22 protein-coding genes and 1 tRNA gene are annotated in these 19625 nt (G+C 62.3%); 13 read left to right on the top strand and 10 right to left on the bottom strand.

Annotation, left to right across the window (positions count from 1 at the left end; genetic code table 11):
* The first annotated feature begins 25 nt into the window (after positions 1 to 25).
* Positions 26 to 820, top strand: a complete 795-nt coding sequence (locus E3O22_RS12340; RefSeq protein WP_134394996.1) for a hypothetical protein — start codon at positions 26 to 28, stop codon at positions 818 to 820.
* A 183-nt stretch (positions 821 to 1003) separates the two neighbouring features.
* Entirely contained in the window at positions 1004 to 1657 is a 654-nt protein-coding gene (locus E3O22_RS12335; RefSeq protein ID WP_134394997.1) for a hypothetical protein, read from the top strand.
* 87 nt (positions 1658 to 1744) lie between these two features.
* On the opposite strand, the gene E3O22_RS12330 is transcribed toward E3O22_RS12335, so the two are convergent.
* The gene (locus tag E3O22_RS12330) at positions 1745 to 3184 is read right to left on the bottom strand and encodes a competence protein CoiA family protein (protein ID WP_134394998.1); all 1440 of its coding nucleotides are present in this window, start codon (positions 3182 to 3184) and stop codon (positions 1745 to 1747) included.
* A 222-nt stretch (positions 3185 to 3406) separates the two neighbouring features.
* Positions 3407 to 4342 (bottom strand): hypothetical protein, encoded by a 936-nt coding sequence (locus tag E3O22_RS12325; RefSeq protein ID WP_134397104.1) that lies wholly within the window; start codon positions 4340 to 4342, stop codon positions 3407 to 3409.
* A gap of 30 nt (positions 4343 to 4372) precedes the next feature.
* On the opposite strand from E3O22_RS12325, the gene E3O22_RS12320 reads away from it, so the two are divergent.
* The 3 genes from E3O22_RS12320 to E3O22_RS15955 all read left to right on the top strand — a co-directional run bounded on the left by E3O22_RS12320 (position 4373) and on the right by E3O22_RS15955 (position 6035).
* On the top strand, positions 4373 to 4978 hold the full coding sequence (locus E3O22_RS12320; RefSeq protein ID WP_134394999.1) for a hypothetical protein: 606 nt from the start codon (positions 4373 to 4375) through the stop codon (positions 4976 to 4978).
* A 142-nt stretch (positions 4979 to 5120) separates the two neighbouring features.
* Positions 5121 to 5549 carry a hypothetical protein gene (locus E3O22_RS12315; protein ID WP_134395000.1) on the top strand — a complete coding sequence of 143 codons (429 nt, stop codon included), beginning with the start codon at positions 5121 to 5123 and terminating at the stop codon, positions 5547 to 5549.
* Between the two features lie 348 nt (positions 5550 to 5897).
* Entirely contained in the window at positions 5898 to 6035 is a 138-nt protein-coding gene (locus E3O22_RS15955; RefSeq protein ID WP_166784639.1) for a hypothetical protein, read from the top strand.
* A gap of 154 nt (positions 6036 to 6189) precedes the next feature.
* Here the strand turns inward: E3O22_RS15955 and E3O22_RS12310 are convergent, their stop codons facing one another.
* Positions 6190 to 6441 carry a hypothetical protein gene (locus E3O22_RS12310; RefSeq protein WP_134395001.1) on the bottom strand — a complete coding sequence of 84 codons (252 nt, stop codon included), beginning with the start codon at positions 6439 to 6441 and terminating at the stop codon, positions 6190 to 6192.
* Positions 6442 to 7700: 1259 nt separating this feature from the next.
* Here E3O22_RS12310 and E3O22_RS12305 point away from each other — a divergent pair.
* Positions 7701 to 8054: a hypothetical protein gene (locus tag E3O22_RS12305; protein WP_134395002.1), complete on the top strand. Its 354-nt coding sequence runs from the start codon at positions 7701 to 7703 to the stop codon at positions 8052 to 8054.
* A gap of 259 nt (positions 8055 to 8313) precedes the next feature.
* On the opposite strand, the gene E3O22_RS12300 is transcribed toward E3O22_RS12305, so the two are convergent.
* On the bottom strand, positions 8314 to 8706 hold the full coding sequence (locus E3O22_RS12300; RefSeq protein ID WP_134395003.1) for a hypothetical protein: 393 nt from the start codon (positions 8704 to 8706) through the stop codon (positions 8314 to 8316).
* Positions 8707 to 9126: 420 nt separating this feature from the next.
* Between E3O22_RS12300 and E3O22_RS12295 the strand changes: the two genes are divergently transcribed.
* The 4 genes from E3O22_RS12295 (at position 9127) to E3O22_RS12280 (ending at position 12231) form a co-directional block, all read left to right on the top strand.
* Positions 9127 to 9351: a hypothetical protein gene (locus E3O22_RS12295; RefSeq protein ID WP_134395004.1), complete on the top strand. Its 225-nt coding sequence runs from the start codon at positions 9127 to 9129 to the stop codon at positions 9349 to 9351.
* 670 nt (positions 9352 to 10021) lie between these two features.
* The gene (locus E3O22_RS12290; RefSeq protein ID WP_134395005.1) at positions 10022 to 10573 is read left to right on the top strand and encodes a hypothetical protein; all 552 of its coding nucleotides are present in this window, start codon (positions 10022 to 10024) and stop codon (positions 10571 to 10573) included.
* Between the two features lie 121 nt (positions 10574 to 10694).
* Positions 10695 to 11747 carry a DNA methyltransferase gene (locus tag E3O22_RS12285; protein WP_134395006.1) on the top strand — a complete coding sequence of 351 codons (1053 nt, stop codon included), beginning with the start codon at positions 10695 to 10697 and terminating at the stop codon, positions 11745 to 11747.
* Between the two features lie 214 nt (positions 11748 to 11961).
* Complete coding sequence (locus tag E3O22_RS12280; protein ID WP_134395007.1) at positions 11962 to 12231, top strand: hypothetical protein; 270 nt, start codon at positions 11962 to 11964, stop codon at positions 12229 to 12231.
* 93 nt (positions 12232 to 12324) lie between these two features.
* Here E3O22_RS12280 and istB read toward each other — a convergent pair whose 3' ends face one another.
* The 3 genes from istB to E3O22_RS12265 all read right to left on the bottom strand — a co-directional run bounded on the left by istB (position 12325) and on the right by E3O22_RS12265 (position 15444).
* Positions 12325 to 13089 (bottom strand): IS21-like element helper ATPase IstB, encoded by a 765-nt coding sequence (gene istB / locus E3O22_RS12275; RefSeq protein WP_134395008.1) that lies wholly within the window; start codon positions 13087 to 13089, stop codon positions 12325 to 12327.
* Positions 13086 to 14135, bottom strand: coding sequence for an IS21 family transposase (locus E3O22_RS12270; protein ID WP_241976632.1), 1050 nt, complete (start codon positions 14133 to 14135; stop codon positions 13086 to 13088). The genes istB and E3O22_RS12270 overlap by 4 nt, the downstream gene beginning before the upstream one ends.
* Positions 14136 to 14940: 805 nt before the next feature.
* Positions 14941 to 15444 carry a hypothetical protein gene (locus E3O22_RS12265; RefSeq protein ID WP_134395009.1) on the bottom strand — a complete coding sequence of 168 codons (504 nt, stop codon included), beginning with the start codon at positions 15442 to 15444 and terminating at the stop codon, positions 14941 to 14943.
* Between the two features lie 64 nt (positions 15445 to 15508).
* Between E3O22_RS12265 and E3O22_RS12260 the strand changes: the two genes are divergently transcribed.
* From E3O22_RS12260 to xerC, 3 genes are all read left to right on the top strand, one after another.
* The gene (locus E3O22_RS12260) at positions 15509 to 16060 is read left to right on the top strand and encodes a hypothetical protein (protein WP_134395010.1); all 552 of its coding nucleotides are present in this window, start codon (positions 15509 to 15511) and stop codon (positions 16058 to 16060) included.
* Positions 16061 to 16202: 142 nt separating this feature from the next.
* A complete protein-coding gene (locus E3O22_RS12255; RefSeq protein WP_134395011.1) occupies positions 16203 to 16406 on the top strand; it encodes an AlpA family transcriptional regulator in 204 nt (67 codons plus the stop codon).
* A 113-nt stretch (positions 16407 to 16519) separates the two neighbouring features.
* Positions 16520 to 17572: a tyrosine recombinase XerC gene (gene xerC, locus E3O22_RS12250; protein WP_166784638.1), complete on the top strand. Its 1053-nt coding sequence runs from the start codon at positions 16520 to 16522 to the stop codon at positions 17570 to 17572.
* Positions 17573 to 17657: 85 nt separating this feature from the next.
* Here the strand turns inward: xerC and E3O22_RS12245 are convergent.
* From E3O22_RS12245 to E3O22_RS12235, 3 genes are all read right to left on the bottom strand, one after another.
* Positions 17658 to 17732: transfer RNA gene (locus E3O22_RS12245), tRNA-Arg, on the bottom strand.
* 57 nt (positions 17733 to 17789) lie between these two features.
* A complete protein-coding gene (locus E3O22_RS12240) occupies positions 17790 to 18818 on the bottom strand; it encodes a CHAP domain-containing protein (RefSeq protein WP_134395013.1) in 1029 nt (342 codons plus the stop codon).
* A 107-nt stretch (positions 18819 to 18925) separates the two neighbouring features.
* Positions 18926 to 19423, bottom strand: coding sequence for an HNH endonuclease (locus E3O22_RS12235; protein ID WP_104100118.1), 498 nt, complete (start codon positions 19421 to 19423; stop codon positions 18926 to 18928).
* Positions 19424 to 19625: the final 202 nt, after the last annotated feature.

The raw sequence follows: 19625 nt of genomic DNA, 5'->3' as shown, positions 1-19625 counted from the left end.
GTGCCGCCATCCAGAGGAAGAACGAATGGATACCAAGACCGCAAGACCAATACCCAAGTCCCACCCGATTCACCCAGCCCCGCGCGGGGTCGCCCTCGACCAGGCGATTCATTCGCTCCTGATCGTTCAGATGGCCGCCGGCAGTCGCATCGCCGCCACCGAGACGACTCAGACCATCGCCCGCACTGCCCGCAACAACTTGCTCACCGCCTACACCCCATGGATCATCGACCTGGCCACCCTCGGCCGGCACGGCTTGCAGGGTTCGGATGACCGGGCGGGCCAGGCACTCCTGGCGTGTGTTGAGGTGATCGGCAACTACGACCCGACCACGAACGTTCCACTGCATTCCTACCTCCGGGCGAACGCCGCACTTGAAGGGGAGGCGGTGGCGGGGGCTGAGATGCCCGCCGATCATCTCAACCGGAAGCAGCATCGACATGCAGCGAAGGAGGACATCACGATCGCCCGTTCCAAATCGTCGAGGAGGCCCATCAGCAACGACGCTCTCACGTTTGCCGACCTCCTCCCAGGTGAGCATTATTGGCCGGCAGAGGAAGCTCCTGACGATGAGAAGCGGACTGCTGTGGCCAATGAACTGAAGAGGATTTCTAAGTTCCACCGCGCCCTGCTCGTGGATCGATGGGGGTTGGAAGGCGGCATGCCACGCAGCCTGAAAGACCTGGCCGCCTCCCGTGGGATCACCGTCCGCGCCGCCAGAGTAGCTGTGAATCAGGCGGAGAAAGCCCTGGCGGCAACAGCCCCGAACCTTCACGAATACCTGAACCGCGCTGACGAGGAGGGGCAGGCGGCAGCGTGAAGGCTGCGCTAACCGCACCTCCGGGGCTGAGGCCGTCACCGCACGGTGCATCGTTGGAATCTCGATATCTCAGTGCAAGAAGTTGCTGTCTCATGTTGCGATTCAGCCCCCTGTCACACCACTACCTGTCAGAGCCTCGCCGGTTCCCCGAACAGCCGATGAACCTGACCCAGAAGGAATGCAATGCCTAACTCGTCCGAACGCACCACCGCCCCCATTACTCCGAACATGCCAAACATCAGCCTCGAAGCCCGGACCCCGGCAAGCGATCCCTTTCTGTCGGCTTGTTTGTCCTGGGTCACCCGCCAGGCGATGTCAGGCAGCCTCGGTAGTCAAGATTCAAAGGATGCGGCCGCCGAGTCGTATCTGACTTTGTTGCTCGCGATGAACGGTTTCAAGCAGGCCTCAGGAATCCTGCTCGGTGCGTGCCTGCGATCATGGGGAGCACTCGTCGAGGAAGGGCCACAGGGATCAGCAGCAATCCAACGATCCGCGGTGCAGGACACGGCCATCCGGGACGAGGACGGACTCACGTTCGGCCATGCTCTTTCCCAGGGAGCTCATCGCACCTCTAGCGTCGAAGCGCGCACAACTCCCCACGAGCCCAAGGGAGAGCATCCCCTGTACGCATCGATCCCGGCAACCCAATCCCGCAAGATCCAGCGATACCTCGAAGAACTTGACGCCGCGTCGCGTACGAATCTCGAGCGCCACCTCAAGAACCCTGCCGTATCGAGCACAACGATCTGTGATTCGCTGCGTGGAAACGGCTTCGTCGTTGGCAGAACGACCATCAAGGAATACCGCCGCCAGATGGCAGGCCGCATTCGGAGCTAGCCGGATATCGCTCAGCGACCAGCGGAAGCAGTGAAGATCAACCTCGACGTGCATCGCAGCCCAATGCCCGAGGCGATCAGCGGTGCTTCAGCTCGTCCCGGCCGCCCACCCCGGCGCGCAGACACTGTGGTATCCCTGCGCCACAAACGCGTCGAAGAGCGGCAACCGGCAGTACACGCAGGGAGGGTTCGTAGCCTGTTCCTCCACTGATCGAACACCGGCAGCTCTCATCTGGGCGGCGATTCTCTCCGCTTTCGTCTGAACGGTTTCCGCTGTGCTCAACACGACGTTGACCTGTCGCATCACGCTAAGCCGTGATGTCTCCGCGCGTTCGGTGGCGATCCGCGTGATCTTCTCAGCCAAGGTTTCCGGCGGAATGAACTTACCCCCGACGAGTTGGTCCGGGCGCGGCGGAAGGCGCACGGCGAACCTTGCATTCTCTTTGTCAGACCCAGGCACCAGCTGCTGTCCGCTGACATGCCCGGACCTGCTGAGCGAGACGAGCCATTCACGGACCACGGTCTCCACATCCCACAGCCGCATTCCGGGTATCGACAGGTGTTTCGCGCACTCCGCCGCGGTGACCGAGAAGCCGACCGGTCGACCGTCGATGAAGTCCGCAGCCAGCGCGGCCTGCCACTGTCCGCGGGGCAGAGGGATGCCTGCTCCCCACACTGGTGTCACGTTCAGGTGTGCCGGCCACTGGCCGCCAAACCGGGCGAGGGTGCGCGCGTAAAGTTCGCTGGCCTCCCACTCCGGTCGCAGCAGCTCGGCCATGGCCGCCGCTTCAGCACGTCTCCGCTCATAGTCAGCGGCCCTGGCAATCTTCGCCAACCTCTGTATCTCGGCGGCGGCCTCAGCCTGCGCTTGGCGCTCCGCCTCCTGTTGCGCCGCCAGGAGGCGGAACGCGGCGACAGCGTCACGGTTCCCGGCCAGTTCCTCGAGCCGGTCACTGGTGAGTCCCGTGCCACCGAGCCTAAACACGTTCAGGTCGCTGAGGTCCAGGTAGCCGACGCCACTGGTGGCCGGGACATCCACGGATCGGTCACCGGCACCGCGCGCTTGAACAATCGCTGTACCCAACTGCCCGGTGTACGCGTTGATCCAGAGCAGCGGCAGCCCCGCCTCTATGACCTGCTCATGGGTCGGGTTCAGGAGCACACCGCCAGGCTCGCGTCGGGCGGGGGTCAGCTGATCCCCGTGATGGCCGAATAACCACACATCCTGGATCCCTTGCGCCTTGTAGGAGTCGTGGCGCGCTTGCCATTTTTCCGGGGATAGACCGGCGTACTGAATCTCAACGGCGATCCGAATGCCCGTTGGGTGCGTGATCATGACGTCCGCGCGCCGCTCCCCCGCGCTGTTTGAACGCTCCTCCTTCTGCACACGACACTCCGGGTACTTGCTGCGAAGCCAGACAGCGACGAATTCTGAGGCCTGCATGTGAAAGACACCTTCGGGCCCGTGACCGCCGGCCCCCGGGAAGTGCCGGAACCCATCCCGACGGTGTTTCCGGCTAACCGTCATCAGTCGGGGTGACCCGCACTCACGGATCGGACACCGCAGGTGCAGAGCCGTGAACTTCCGCTGCTCCTCCGCTTCACCGTCGGGGAGCAGGAACAGGGCACCGGACTCCGTATCGCGCGCGAAGATGAGCCGAACTTCACCGTCCTGGAACTGAGCGAGAACCTCTTTACTATGGGCCACAGACGCAGAGTATCGGGCGGCACCGACCCGGGTGAGTCACCATCATGCCGGGTCTGCAACCGGTGTCACGGCCGAGACGACTAGCGGCGCCCTCCGCGCCGATCTTATGCGCGGCCTATTGGCTATCCACGTCTGCAATCGGTCCGGCTCCGGCCGGGCGATCCGTGCGTGCCGCGCGGCAGCAGATGGCCCTTCCCTCGTCCGGGATTTGGCAACCGCCGCGCATGCAGTAAGTGCACGGACACCACCCTTCAGAAAAAAGACGGCTGCCGCGCATGCAGTAAGTGCACGGACACCACCCTTCAGAAAAAAGACGGCTGCCGCGCATGCAGTAAGTGCACGGACACCACCCTTCAGAAAAAAGACGGCTGCCGCGCATGCAGTAAGTGCACGGACACCACCCTTCAGAAAAAAGACGGCTGCCGCGCATGCAGTAAGTGCACGGACACCACCCTTCAGAAAAAAGACGGCTGCCGCGCATGCAGTAAGTGCACGGACACCACCCTTCAGAAAAAAGACGGCTGCCGCGCATGCAGTAAGTGCACGGACACCACCCTTCAGAAAAAAGACGGCTGCCGCGCATGCAGTAAGTGCACGGACACCACCCTTCAGAAAAAAGACGGCTGCCGCGCATGCAGTAAGTGCACGGACACCACCCTTCAGAAAAAAGACGGCTGCCGCGCATGCAGTAAGTGCACGGACACCACCCTTCAGAAAAAAGACGGCTGCCGCGCATGCAGTAAGTGCACGGACACCACCCTTCAGAAAAAAGACGGCTGCCGCGCATGCAGTAAGTGCACGGACACCACCCTTCAGAAAAAAGACGGCTGCCGCGCATGCAGTAAGTGCACGGACACCACCCTTCAGAAAAAAGACGGCTGCCGCGCATGCAGTAAGTGCACGGACACCACCCTTCAGAAAAAAGACGGCTGCCGCGCATGCAGCAAACGACTTCGACACCGAGTTGCGGTCGCCCATCAGTCAACAAACCATGGAAAGGCAACACCAATGAGTTCAATCACCCCCAGGCCCGCCACGATGCACGAGCCCGAAACGTCCGACGAGCAGAACCCCACCACCGGGTCAATGTACGACGCAGACGGCTACGACAAGGCTGGCCGTTCCAGCTACGGGTACGACCGCGCCGGATTCTTCGGCAACGGGTGGAACGTCGACGGCACCAACCGCGACGGCAACCACTTCGACGCGAACGGCTTCAACGAAAACCACATCCACCAGACAACCGGCACCTACATCGACCCCGACGGCAAGAGGTTCTACGACTACTTGCCGGAACTCGACGCCAACGGCTTCGGCCACGATGGGTTCAACGTCGCAGGCATCAACGTCCGTGGCTTCGACCGTTACGGCATCCACCAGCAGACCGACACCGAATACGACCCGGCTGGCTACGACTATGAGGGCCTCGACCGTGGCGGCTTTGACGAGCGCGGCTACTACTTGGATTTCTACAGGACGCCGGGCCGGTCCGAGGACTACGAAATCGGTTCGCACAGGGACACCCGAACGGACTTCTCCCCGGACGGGTTCTGCATGTCTGGGCTGGACGAGAACGGCGTCGACTCAACTGGGGTCTTCTGGGGCTGCGAGTAAGGCAATGCGCGGTCATCGGCAGTAATTTGCCGAGACCTCGACCGCGCACCATGCCATACCGACAACAAAGTGGTGACTTCGACAACTCGTTGAATTTCACCGCGACCAACAAACTCGCTCAACCAGAAAAGAAGGCTCAAAAATGACCACTATTCCGCTCACCAATTTCCCCGACTTCGCCGACGTACGGAGGAGGGCAATTGCCCGATGGATTACTCACTACAGTGTCCAGCCGGGTTCCGACCCGGTTACGGCGTTCGTGCTGTCCTGCGACAGTCTCCTCACGGCCGCGCTTGCCAACGGGCCGCAGTTCACAGAAGACGAGGCTCTTGGAATGCTCGCCATGTATCAGGGCACCACTCCCTCAGCGTTCATCTTCGGGACGCTTCTCGCACAGGACATGCAGGATGACCCTGATATCTACGAACCCACGGCCCAGCTCATGGCGAAACTCAGCTCCCTCACGCTCACACAAGACTGGGCGCTTCGGCAACTGCTCGCCGTCCATGAGGAACGTCGACGTAATGAATCGGGACTCACACTCCAGGAGCTCGGCTTCCCAATCAAGTAGTCGGAAGTGAAGTGGTGGGGCGCAAAAGCGAGGCCTGGCGCGCCCCACTATTCTTCGGCGGTTGGTGCCTGAAGAAGATTCCTACGGATGTTGCCGTGATCCAGCGCACGTTCGCCACCGACCCTACGGAACCCGCCTACTGTCCAATTCGGAATCGACGGGCGAGGAGGCATCCAGATGCCCTCTCAGCGGTCGGCTCCGCGGATCCGGTGCAGAGTTGAGCTGAGGTACCCATGCCGCGCTCTGTCTGGATTGCCCGCCGACTTCTGACCGGCGGACCAGGATATGGACATTGTTAGAGGCTGATCTCTATCAAGACCGGATCGGCCAAGGTCAGGTAACGCAGATTTGGTCAACGGACGTCTCAACCTCAGCTTCGACGCGTTCCGCAAGATTGGCAGCCTGTCCTACGACCATCACGCGGACCTGCTCGGCCAAGCCCGGCCCCACGGCGAGACGATCTCCCAGGAGCTCGATTCAGAGTAGCTGCTCGGGTTTACGAGGCACCGTCTCGCCGCTGCAGCGAGCTGCGTTCGTCTGCCGGCGACCGTCTCAAGGCCGCTGGTCGAGGGTGGCGCGACGGCGCGACGCGTGGCGGGTGACCGCAGCAGCGACATGCACCACATCGGACAGGTCAGGCTTAGCTCGCCCACTCATCCGGCCATCCCGCGCGCTTGAGCGGGAATTTGTCTGCCGGCATTTCCAGACCCGTACGCACTTCGTTGCTCGCGTCCCGCACCATCTCGAAATAGTCTCTGTCGGTTCCGATGACCGTCCAGTGGTTCCCGGCCTCATCGTCGCAGAAGAGCATGTAGTGGTCAGACGCCGGCAGGCCAATTGATTTGGAGATCTTTGGGTTTGCAGCTGCGAATTCGCGGGGTGTGAGTGCCATTATTTGAGGCTAGCGGTGTTTGTCCTGTCGACCTCTTAGTCCACGGTCGACCCTGACCTGGATCCTGCCGGTCACCGCATCCTTTCACAGTCCACGATTCGCTTGACAGTTTCTTTTCAGCGGCTGCCACCACACCACATGAGCGGCTGCTCGCGATGAGATCGACGAGCGACTGTGGATACAAAATGGCGGCGGAGTCATGCAAAATCCCCGGTTCACAGACGTGCGCCCCGATGTCACGCACGACGAAAATCGGGCTGAAAACTCATGCCACGCAAAAATTGTTCGAGGCGGGCCTCCGCACCGTGAATATCGCCCACCCGGTCGCATTCCGAGGTGTCGGTACTCCCTCCTCTTTTCGAGCACCTCACGCATTTCAACTCAGTCATGCTCACCCAGACGTGATCTGCCCGCTCAACGACCTCATACGACGACGTAATCCCCTCGTCAATTCCTGCCGACGATGACCCGCACCCGAACCTCCGCCCGCGCGCTTCATGTATCCGGCATGCGCCCCGTCCCGAACCCTGACCGATGTGCACCTCACGGGTTCCACCAAGGATCGCGCCGCGGGCAGACCGTCGCGCCAGTCCGCCCGCCGTGGCTACTCCGTGCGTGAAAGCGGCTTAGCGACAGACCCACACCGCATCTCCCCGCCAGCAGCGTTCCGCCGCACATCGGATGCCGAAACGTTGGACGGGGCCTACGCGGTAAGGGCCGCGCCAGGAGAACCGCGCCGCCCGCAAGAAGGCCATCGATCAGGGCAACTCGCCGGCGGTGGGTGTTGCGGGCCGGGAAACGTGGAGTGCAGCGTTGCTCGGAGGAGGTGAGCAAAGATGCGAGTGGGCGTATTGCGGAAGGTTGAACGGGACGACTCGCGTGCCGGCTTGCTGCCCCCGGCGAGGACGCCGGAGCGAAGCGGAGGTGGGTGGCGAGCGGCGCCCGCCAGGGCGCCGCGAGGGTGCGGTACCAGTTGCGGTCGGGCAGCCTTCTGGTCTCGGTCGCGCTTCGACGTACAGCCACAGTATTCGCCTCCGTGCGGGTCCGGCCGACGCTCATTCTGTCGGCCCTCAGCCCGGCGACCCCGCTTCGTCATCGCCCTATCCCTGCCTTGCCGCTCCATCTCCACGACCTCGACACCGTCACCGCGATCGCGGTCGTGTGCTTCGTCCCACAAACGCTGCCCTGCTGTCACGGGTCAAACGAATGCGACCGCTTGCCGGTCAATGGACCGCGCTCCGCATGACTAGTTTTGTCACATGACGAACGTGATCATGTATTTCAGGAACGACAGCCGACCAAAGGCGGAGAGAATCCCCGGTGATCGCAAGAACGAATCGCCCGCTGAGGGCAGTGCCGAATTAAGCGTCAAGGACGCTGTCAATTTGCCACGTGTCGGCGAGATGGTCATTTTTTGGTTTAGGGGGCTCCACAACGACAGCGGCGTACCTGGAGAGGAAGTCATGGTGGATTTCAGCGACGGAGCCACCGTGGAGAGCGTGGAATGGTCTCTCGATCTCGACGAAGTCTCGATATTCCTTTCCACCTGCCTGAAAGAAGCCGAGTTCAACAGTGCCGCGGAAGTGGGCCAGTGGACTCTACATGTTCACTAGTCTTCGCGTGATTTCTTCGATGATCCTTCCCTCCTTCGGAATCCGACTACCGGCGGCTTGGAACTCTTCGGACCCCGTCAGCCATCCCTGCCGGTGCTTGGCGGGAAGCGAACACACGACCCGTTCCATCCGCGTCCCTATCCAAAGTCCGAGGTTCTCGGAGTGGGTGTGCGCGAACCTGCAGAACTGCCCGAACTACGGCAGGCGCTCCCCATGCTTTTTCAAGGCCAGGGAGCACCGTCACCGCTGACGGGTCATTTCATCTCAGCGCTCCCTGCGCGTGCCGGCGTTCGGCTGTCGTCACCCAGAACTCCGTCATCGACGGTTTGAACACCTCGGCACCTGCATAGCCCGCGGCCCTAGCATCGGCCTGGTCCACGCCGCGAACCAGGAGTACGGCGTTGTTCCTGCCGATGGTGGGGCAGTGGCCCGAACCCGACGTTGCCCGGAATCCACCTTTCACCAGGGAGACGTCACGGCCGAGGGACGGCTCGTGACCGTGCTCCAGCTGCTCGATGATGACACGGTCAGCGACGGTGATGACACAGGCGTCGGCCCGGTCGGAAATGTCGATGAGGATATCGACAAGCTGCGGGATTGCCTCGGATGAGCTGAGGACCGACACCGTGGATTCCGTGGTGGCGTCTGCCATAGCGGCAGTCTCGGTCTGAAGGGGGAGATTGAACATTGTGGTTCCTTTGTTAGGAGGGGGTGTAGAGCAAGTCGCCTACTCTCTCTCTATGCGCGGCACTGAGAATCGGCTGGAACCAGATCGTTGAGGACGAGTGTCGCGTGACAGCCCAGTCTGGAGCGGTCCGACAAATGCCCATGTCTGATCACTACCTGCTGTCGCTGCTTGCCACCGACACGGTCGCAAGACGGGCGGTGCAGCGTCCATTAGCGCTTTCCGGCATGCGGGCAGGCGTCTCCCGCTCAGTCACTTTTGGAACTTTCGACGCCACGGTTGGCGGCCCTCGACCCTGTTGGCCCCAAATTGGAGTCTGTTGACGACGCCTCGAATCGTTGTAGCCTCGCAGCTGTGCCTCGCCGAGGCACCAGCACAATTAGGAGCATGATGGCAGGCGACTTCGATCCAACCACCGCACCGGCTTACCAGCAGGGAGCCGCAATGTCCGGCACGCCGGCCGGGACGACCCTCGTTCGGGATCAAACCCACGAGGAAATCGTCCGCAGCAGGCTTGCGTGGATCCAAGCGGGAATCTGGGTCATCGCAGGCGGTGTGATTTTGAACTTTGTTTCTGGCTTCATCATTGGGTTCGCAGCTTCCTACCGCTGAGACCAACGAAACGCGAGCGATGCCCACCACCGCCGACATTGCCAAGCGCTTCACTTTCCTCCTCCACTTGGTGAGTATCGGGAAAGTCGGACGCTGCGCCAGAGGTGGTCTAGGTATAGACGCGTCACGTCGGCGACGCGATCGCTAACGTGGCCGCCGACCTGCGCTCAACGGGACGATTGGACTGCTCGAGCTCTTCAACGACTCGGCGCTGAAGCTTAACAACCCTGAGAGCGTCGAGAAGCTCGCCCCTTAGGCGTCGGATCAAACTCAATAGTTTCGTGGACCCGCGGCAGCGGGGCCTCAGAGTCTGGGACCGAATGCTGACCTCTAGCACTCTCAGGTGGCGGACCGTGGGCGCTCGAAGGTAGCGGCATGAGGCTGTGGGCGTTGGTTCCGGCCACCGGGATCTGTCGTCAGCGGCGTCAACGACGCGATAAAGCCTTTTCCCGCGTCGGCCGCCACTTGGAAGAGCCAATTTCATCGACCACGATCAAATCGATGGGGATGTTGAGGACAACGACACGGCCGGGTGGATCGGCGAGCCCTTGGGGAACTGGCACCCGCGCTCCCATTTTTGGGGGTGTCGCCGACTCCATAACCCGCGCTGAGCGACGATAGCCTCACAGAAGACCCATCAATCCGGAGGCCAGGGATGTCGAATCCACGAATGCAAAGTCGAAGCTTCAGAGTTGTGGGCGCGGCTGTCGTCGCGGTGCTTGCCCTCGCCGGGTGTTCAAGCCCAACACCGACTGCAATTTCCGCCGCGCCGGCAACAGGTGAGACCCTCTTTGGAGGCGGTTACGACCTCACGGTTCCCAGAGGCTGGTCCGTGCCCAAAGACGTGACGCTACCCGACGATGTAGACGTGATAGCTGCGGACTTGGCGGATGCAGACGGCTTCGTGGATAATGTCAACGTTATAGTGTCCCCGGCAGGGGGAATGACGCCCGACCAGGCGGAGTCGAGCGCTGTCGACGAGTTTGAGGGCGCAGGCGTGAACGTGACAATACGCGACCGAATCATGGTCGCCGAGACTGAATCCGTTCACCTTTCAGCCAAGGGGTCTATCAACGGAGCAGACTACCAAATCGAGCAGTTCCACATCCCGGTCACTGATTGGAATACGTTCGTCGTTACGTTCTCCTTCAGCCCGACCGTGTCTGAAGCGGACAGGAACAAGCTTTCGGAATCGGTACTGGCGACTTGGTCCTGGACTTAGAAGCCACACTTAAACGCCGCGGACCACGCGCCTCCTCTAACGAGGTTTGAGAAGATCCGAAGTTGATTGCTCAGTCTCCCTGCGTGCGTCGGCTCATCTCCGGCGCCCATAGACTCTGCCCATGCCCTGTATGCGTGATGATTTAACACTGGTCATTGCCGACATCGAGGAAGCGCTTCAGGCGATTCCCGACTCCTCTCTCGCCGGCGCAATTCTCGACCCTCCATACGGTCTGGGCTTGAGCGGAGTGAACTGGGATCGAAGTGTGATCGCTTTCGACGCAGGCTTCTGGGGCCTAGTGCGGTCCAAGCTCGCTCCGGGCGCGACTCTCGCCGCATACGGGCATTCCCGGACCTTCGCGAGGCAGAGCACTGCCGTCGAGGACGCCGGGTTCCAAATCGTTGATCACCTTTCCTGGGCCAAGTCCTTCTCACACGCGACGTCGAGCCGTCACATTGACTCAGAGCTCCGAAATATCGGTGTCACCGATCAAGTCGCCGACCGATACGCGGGCTGGGAAACTCAGCTTCGCGGCGCTTTCGAACCAATACTGATCGCCCGGAACCTCGGACCAAGAGACTCTCTCATCGGGGCGATCGCTGGCGGCGGGGCTGGCGGCTTCAACGTCGGTGCCTCGCTCATCCCCGCAGACCCTTCCGAGAATAGGAGTAGGCGGAACGGGCGTGTGGGCGAAAACACAAACCGCTCAATTCGACGTCCCGATGGCTCAATGTCGGTGGCCACTGAAGGTGGACGCAAGACGGGGAACCTGATCCTGGAGCACAACGAAGCTTGCTCGATATCTGCGTGCTCGCCCGGCTGCCAGGTCACGCTCATCGACGCCCAAGGCCGCGCCAAGTACGCGCCGGGGAAAGAGCTTCCAAGCCGGTTCTTCACGCAAATTAAGTATTCGCCGCGTGCGCACTCATCAGAATCCCCCCGGCCAGAGGGCGTAAGGGGCCACCCGACGGTGAAACCGATGAATCTTGTCAATTGGCTCTGCGGCCTCATCGTGATGCCAGGTGAAACCTACCTGGATGGCTTCGCCGGCTCCGGCGCGATCTCCGAAGGGATCATCCGCGCCGGGGGTCGCTCCTTGGCAATCGAACGCGAGCCCGAGTATGCCGAATTAATCGAGTACCGCTTCGCAGCGTTGGACAGCGCTGCTAACTAGTTCATTTCTCGAGCTGCCGCGCATGCATCAACTCCTACCCCTTGGAGGTACAAGATATGCATTTCTCGGTAACCAAACGAACTCTCGACGTCCAGTACATCGACGTCGAGTACGACTTCTCCAAGACAGAGGATGTCCTAGTCTTCCGGCGGCCTGAAATTTCAAGGGCCGAGAGCCTGGTGAATAACCCGCGCGGGCCGAAGGGCGGTCGACAATGGGCGCCACCCGTGTTTCTTCCCAGTTTCGAGCGCTGATGGGCGGCGAAGCGCAAGACCTCAATCGTCTCAGGGACCGCGTAGCGGAAGTTGTCGCAATGAGCGGACACAGCGACACTCGTACTAGGCACGAGCAGATCGACTGGATCACCGAGGCAGCCTTGCGCGCTGTCGCCGGCATACATCCTGACTCTCATGAAATGGCTGAACTGGCCGTCGCACTCCTCGACCTTGAACAGGCTGAGGAGTGGGAACGTTGGTACTCCTGAACACCTGAACGACTCAGCAAGGCGCCACTGTTAACGCCGACTGAAAACAGGGCCACTTCTGCCAACTGAAAACAGGGCCACTCTCGTGTGGTTCTAGTGTGCCGTAGCCGCCGCGGGTTGGTGTTGCTTGAGCCGGTAACTGTTGCCCTTGAGGCTGATTACGTCGGCGTGGTGAACGATGCGGTCGATCATCGCGGAGGCGATCGTGAGGTCGCCGAACACGTCGCCCCAGCGGGCGAAGGGCAGGTTGCTCGTCATGATCAGCGAGGCGTGTTCGTAGCGGGATGACACGAGCTGGAAGAACAGATTCGCGGCGTCTTGGTCGAAAGGGATGTAGCCCACCTCGTCAACGATGAGCATGCTGTAACGGCGTAGCCTGATGAGCTCGGCGGCGAGTTTGCCCCGTGAGTGGGCTTCTTGGAGTCGAGTCACCCAGCCCGTCGCGGTGTCGAAGAGGACCCGGTGGCCGGCCTTGGCGGCCTTGATTCCGATGCCGACGGCGAGGTGTGTTTTCCCGGTTCCGGGTGGTCCAAGGAGGACGACGTTCTTCGCTTCGGTGAGGAACACGCTCGTGCCCAGGTGCGCGATCAGGTTTCGGTCGGCGGAGGGCTGATGGTCGAAGTTGAAGTCCTCGAGGGTCTTGTGACCCGGGAACCGGGCGGCCTTGATCCGCAGCGCAGCCCCGGAGGCTTCGCGTTCGGAGACCTCCTTGGAGAGCACCGCGGCGAGGTATTCCTCGTGAGACCAGCCCGCGTCGCGGGCCTGATCGCCCAGGCGTCGGAAGGCTTCGCTGATCCGTGGCGCCCGCAGCGCGCGGGCGTAGTACTCGATCTGCGAGGCCGCTTCCGAGCCGGTCATGACGCGACCGCCAACACGGTCGGCGCGGCGTCGATGTCAACGCTGAAGAGCTCGTCGTAGCGGGCCAGTGAGGCCATCTCGACGACGGCCGTGATCGTGGGCCGGCGGGCGCGTTGGGCTTGGAACTGGGCGCGCAGCTCGGCCGCGCGGCGGACGTGTGCCGGGTCGGTGACGGTCAGTTGCCGAGCCCACTTCCGGCGATGCTCGGCGATGAGGACCCCGTCGTGGTGGACGGTCACGCGCTCGAGGCTCGCCGCCACGTCAACAACCCGGCCGATCATGGTCGGGTCGACGGAGTAGTCGTTGCTGAGCGCGCGAACGTAGTAATCCCTTGGGAGCCGGACGCTGTTGCGGAACATCACCTCCGGCGCCATCGGCGGCAGTCCGCGCATCGCCGCCCGATCGATGCGGACCAGGTCTCCTGGTCGCCCTCTCCGCGACCGGGAGAGACGGTTGTTCGCGATGGGGAGCCAGCCGGCCAGCTGCTGATTGAAGTCATCGGGAGAAGTGAAGGCGCGACCCGACATGAAGCGGCTGCGGAAGAAGCGGTTCATCCGCTCGACCATGCCCTTGGACTCGGGATCGCGGGCCTTGAGGAGCTTGATCTGCGTGCCAAGGGTGCCGGCGAACGCGGCGGCGGGATCGGTGAGTTTTCCGCGCCCGATGCCGGTCTCGTTGTCCCAGGTCAGCCGGGCGGGAACAGCCTCGGCCTCCTGCAGCAACGACCACATCCCGCCCAGCAGATCCGGCGTCGTCCGCGAGGGCAACATGCGGGCCTGGATGAATCCGGAGAACGTCGACGTCATCACCAATACCGGCGGCGCAGCAGCCTGGTCATGGCCCAGCGGCAGGTCTTCGTGCGGGAACCAGAGATCACACTGGACCTGGAATCCGGGCGGGTGCACCAGCCGATCCGCGGGATCCGGCACCGCATACTCCGGTCGGAGCTCGGCGATCTTGGCCCGAAACAGCGACGGTGACCCCGACCAGCCCACCCGCTCGGCGGCGGTCGCGGCCGGCATCGTTGGCGTTGCCGCGAGCAACACCCGCACCTGGCCGGCGAACGCGTCGAAGCTCGACCCCGTCGGCTCACGCTGATACGTCGGCGACCGATTCACGCCCAAGGCCCGATCTACGGTTCCCCGGGACACTCCGACCAGCCGCCCTATCTCCCGCTTCGAATGCTTCCCCGTCGAATGCAGGTGGCGAATCTCTGCCCAATCATCCAATTTGATCACCTTCCATGATGGTTGGTGGCCCTATTTTCAGTTGGCGTTTCTGGCCCTGTTTTCAGTTGGCGTTAACAGCCACTGGAGCAAGCGCAGCGAGTGCTGGAAAATGTGCTGACCAGGCCGCCGGGGCGGGACAGGCCATTGAGCAATAACCGTTCAGCGCGGAAGGCACGGTGCCATGGCATGCCGACAGGGCAGACCACGCACTCCGGGCGGACACCCGCCGTGTAGTGCCCGAACGGATCCGGCCGAACCAGCGCGGATTACGAAAGGCAAGTGACGACCGACCAAACAGAACGAGGCCTTTGGACGTTGGAGAGCGAACTTCTGACGCAGAGGACTAAGCCCAACACGGCGGTTTGTTCGCGTACTAATTTCGCGACTCCTCGACACCGCGCACCCCAGCGATGAAGCGCACAAGGCGGATACGCCGTTTCAACCGGTCCCGGTCGGGGTACCTCGTTTTGGGCTCACCCTCGTAATGCGATCGCTGGGACCAGTACGGAGCCAGCCTGCACATCAGACAGCTTTCCCAGGCCTCAGTCGTGCCGTGGATCAGTAGGTAGCAGCAGCGTGGGCAGTAGAGGGCATCCATACCCAGTACATGCGCGGCACTTCATCAGTTCCTGCCACGACGGACACGAGCCCAGAACCGGCGGAGGTCAGAAACGAAGTTAAAACGTGCGCTTCGCAGCCGACCGAGTCGACGCTCGGTGTCGTGGCGGATTGCGGACCGGCCGCCCGGTTCGCGATCACTGTTAAGCCAGCCTGTCTCGATGGCATCGCGCCAACAGAAGCCGAGGGGTGCAGGGTACCCGCACCGGCGACAGCCGCCGCGGCGCTCTATTTGAGTCACGACCGAAGAACGGTGCGTCGTCGCGCCGTACAGGTCGGAGCCGTCGGAGACGACTATGCAGAAGGGGCTACCCACCGCGATCGGGCCGAGCCGCGTGAGACGCACGAAACGGTCGTCATAGAAGGCGGCGCCGGAACCTGGGGCCAGGATTCGGCGCCAGTACAGCGTTTCCCAATCCTTGATTTCGTGGGAGGCACCGCCCACTGTGGTCACCAACCAGTGTCCGGGTCCATCGATCGAGGCATGGGGTTCAGGTTTTCCTGTCATGCCTCCTACACGCGCGGGACGGTTCGATTGCCGGCGCGGTCAACATGCCGCGCATGGAGCAAGTATGACAAACGAACACGCACCTAGTTTCTGGATGACCGGTGATCTCACGGATGGCGAACTGAGGGTGGCGGATTCCCCGGCCGGCCTGATCGCCTCTCTCCTCGAAGGATACGGAGCGCTGCCGCTCATGCCAACTGGCGGCGGAGAGCCGGGTCAAATGTTCCTGACGTGGAATCAGATTAAGCTGCACGACCGGTTCGCGTATGCCTGCCAAGTGGCAACTGAGTACCAAGCACGGGCCTTGGTCGCCGCTGAGCAAGCGGGCGAATGGTCCTTGGGCGGAGAGTCCGATGAGAACATCGATCGTCTCTACACGACCCGCAGCCGTGTACCTGACAACAGTCCGTGGCCCCAAGGCAACGTGCGTCTCCTAATCGTTCATCCGGTGCTCGAAGCTGTGGAATGGGATCCACCGGTCACCAACCGAAATTTGGTGATCATCGACCCCCGGACTGAGGTCAACCTTCTGCGCGGTCTCGAGGCTTGCGGCGCGCTCAGTTCAGCTGGCCGGCTCGACCTGCACAGTCGATATAAGCATCCCTTGGGATTGTGAGAGGAAACGAGAATTATGCCTGATCCCAAGCTATTTAAAACGAAAACTATATACTTAGCGTCGCTAATCAAGAATCGATGCCGCGCATGGGAGATGCGAACCAGCAGACGCTGGTCCCAAACCCCAACCGAAAGACCCACCCATGACCCAGGTATCCACAACAACAGCACAGGAACCATCACCATTCCTCACCGAAGCTCAGGCCGCCGCCCGCATCGGCGTCGTGCCGAAGACCCTGCGCAACTGGCGCTCGGCCGGCACCGGCCCGACCGCACTCCGGCTTGGCCGCTCCGTTCGGTACCACATCGACAGCCTTGACGGCTGGGCACTCGGACAGGCTGCCTGATGGGCCGCCCTTCATTGGTAATCGGCGAACGCGGAGAAATCTCGTTCAGCGGTGAAAAAGGTAAGTACCGAGCGCGCTGCCGCTACCGCGGCGGTGATGGCAAGACTGTCCTGATGGAACGCACGGGGCCGACCAAAGCTTCTGCTGAACAGCGACTCAAAGACGCAGTCAAGGGCCGGGCGAGTTCAGGTGACGCAGACCTCAACAGTGAAACAACCATCGAGGCACTGATGCACACCTGGTGGCCGTGGAAGCTGGAAACTACAAAGCTCAGCGAAGGGTCTAAGGGCAACTATGCCGACGTAATCAACCGAATCATCGTGCCCGGACTCGGCAAGGTCAAGCTACGGGAAGCGACCACCGGCCGCATGGACCGCTGGCTGGTGAAGGAGCGCCGGACGCGCTCCGGGCAGGCGGAGATTGCACGCACGCTCCTCAACCAGGCATTCACGTTCGCAGCCCAACGCGACGCGGTGACCGGCAACCCCATCGCCAACGTCAGCAAGCCCATCACGACCAAACCCGTTCCACGCGCCCTGACCACGGACGAACTCGTATCGCTCCGCGACGCGGTCCGCGGTATGCGTCAGAACACTTGGCTCGCTGACGCCTTCGAAGCACAGCTCGGTCTGGCTGGGCGCATTGGCGAGGTTGCCGCGCTCATGGTGGAGGACCTCGACCTCGACCACGCAGTCAGCCCGCGCGTCCACATCGTCGCGACCGTCATCACGCCGAACGGAAAGAAGCACTCACGGCAGCTGCACACCAAAGATGGTGAGGACGGCCGTCGCACGGTCATCATCCACGACTGGCTGGTGGACATTCTCCGTAACCGCGCACTGCTCGCCGGCCCCAGCGGCCTGCTCTTCGCCTCGCGGAATGACACGCTGCTCGACCCTCACAACATGCGGGAGAGCTGGAGGAACATCAGGGACGGGGCCCGCCTCGGCTGGATGAAGCCGCACCACCTGCGGAAGACAACGCTCTCTAAAATCGCCGAGGTATTCGACTTGGAGACGGCGAGCAAGTTCGCTGACCACAAGGGAACGGATGTGACCACGCGGTACTACATCGAAAGGGCCGTCGTCGCGGGGCCGGATGTCCGCACGGCGTTCACAGATTTGGCACCGAAGCCGCACCTTCGGCTTGTTGAGAAGGCCTTATAGAGTGAATTTTTGAATCGTTTACCAAGGGTAAAAGTGGGATGCAGGGAAAATCCGGTGAAATTCGGACCCTGCATCCCTTTGTTTGTGGTGCCCCTGGAGGGATTCGAACCCCCAACCGTTTCCTTAGGACGGAACTGCTCTTCCGTTGAGCTACAGAGGCTGGCCACTGAAGTTTAGCGGTTGTCTGCCGGCGCCGCAGCGCACCGCTGCGACGCGCTTACGTCGGCGGGTACAGGAAGAGCGGAACCTCACTGGCCGACACGGTGCGCGTGTTGTACGCATGACTGCCGTTCCAGTTGTATTCCTCGAGAATGACCGAGCCGTCGCTGTTGACCGACTGCACGTAGGCCACGTGGTTGTAGTTGAACCAGGCGACCGCGCCGACGACGGGAGTGTCGCCGGTGGCCCAGCCCTGATCGGCCCAGGCGCTGGCCCAGTTGCTCGCGTTGCCGCCGCTGGGGGTGAGCTTGCTCCAGGTCCAGGTCCACGGGGAGCCGGTCGACCCGGCGTCGCGGTTGAGCCGGTATGCCACGAAGTCCACGCATTCGCGGTAATAGTAGCCGAGCGGAGACAGTCCGCCGCCCTGGGTGTCGGTGGCCCGGTCGAACCACGGGTAGTCGTCGCCCTTGGCGCGCACGCTGTATACGGCGAAGTCGGTGGCAGCCGATCGGGCGGCCTCGGCGGTCTGCTGGGCGGCCAGTGCACGCTTGGCCTCGGCATCCCGCTGGGCGAGTTCCTCGCTCGTGGTCGCCGTGAAACCGTCGCGAGCGACGGTGATGGCTGCGGCGCCACTGTCCACCGTGACGCCCTGCGTGTCGGCAACCCGTGACGTCGATGAGGCGGTGTCGCTCGCACCGGGCGCGAACGCATACGCCGGAAGGCCGGCGGTGAGGAACAGTCCCGGAATGGCCAACAGGGTCACCGCGATTTTCATGGGCCGTCGGCGGCGCGACCGCGGCACCGGGCGGCTGACGGCCGGAGCGACCCGAGGCGAAACGACCTGATTGAGCCGGTTGCTCCGCGTCACGATCGACGCCTTTTTGAGATCCAGAATCTTGGTTTCCGCCACCCCAACCGCATCGGGAATGCGCACAGCCACCGGCGCGTCCATACGCACCGAAATGTTCACGGTGGCGTCGGCTCGAGCCTCTGCCGCCTCACGCTGCGCACGCAGTTCGCGGCGCGAGAGCGGAAAAATCGGGGTCTCCGGCGAACCAGAAGTGCCGGGTACGCCGGATTGGGGCAACAGATGATCCTCTAACACACCGAGATCGAGGTTCGGCGCTCCTCAACCCTAGGCGACGGCGACCAGGAAGTCACCTTCTGGCGTTACATCCCTGTTACATTCGCGGGTCAGGCGGCAGGAGCAAGGAATTCATCCCACTGCGGCAACGGCCGCTCCGCGCCGCGCACCACCCAGGTCGTGCCGACCGGCAATCCCGGGTGGAACAGGAGTTTCCAGCCCATCTCGGCCGGCGTCCGGTCGCTTTTGAGGTTGTTGCAGCGCAGGCAACAGGCCACGAGATTGTCCCAGGTGTCCCGGCCGCCGCGCGACCGGGGCATTACGTGGTCGATCGTGCTGGCGGTCTTGCCGCAGTACCCGCAGCGATGCTCGTCCCGGCGCAGCACCCCGCGACGGCTGACCGGCACGGCCCTGGACCGAGGGATGCGCACGTAACGCGTGAGCAAGATGACGCTCGGCCGCTCCCAGGAACCGGAGGCGGCACAGATCGGATGCCCCTGGTCGGCCTGCACGATCGTTGCCTTATGATTCATGACCAGCACGAGTGCTCGTTTGAAGGACACCACGGCAAGGGGCTCATACCCCGCATTGAGGACCAGTGTGCGCATGCGTTCCCTTTCGAAAAGGGCTGGACGGCTTCCAGCCATTCGAACTACGACAGTCAGTGAGAAGGAGCGAACAGGCAAACAAAAAGGGCGCTGTCACCATGACAACGCCCTACCGGCCACACGATGTCCCTGACACGCGCAACTCAAGTTTGCTCGACTGCTCTGCCGCAGCGCAGAGCGGCAGCGCACATCCATGGTGTGG

It is taken from the genome of Cryobacterium sp. TMT2-18-2, from assembly GCF_004402245.1.
Classification (GTDB): Bacteria; Actinomycetota; Actinomycetes; order Actinomycetales; family Microbacteriaceae; genus Cryobacterium; species Cryobacterium sandaracinum.
The sequence above is the reverse complement of the archived record's forward strand: the minus strand, read 5'-3'. Positions and strand labels throughout refer to the sequence as shown.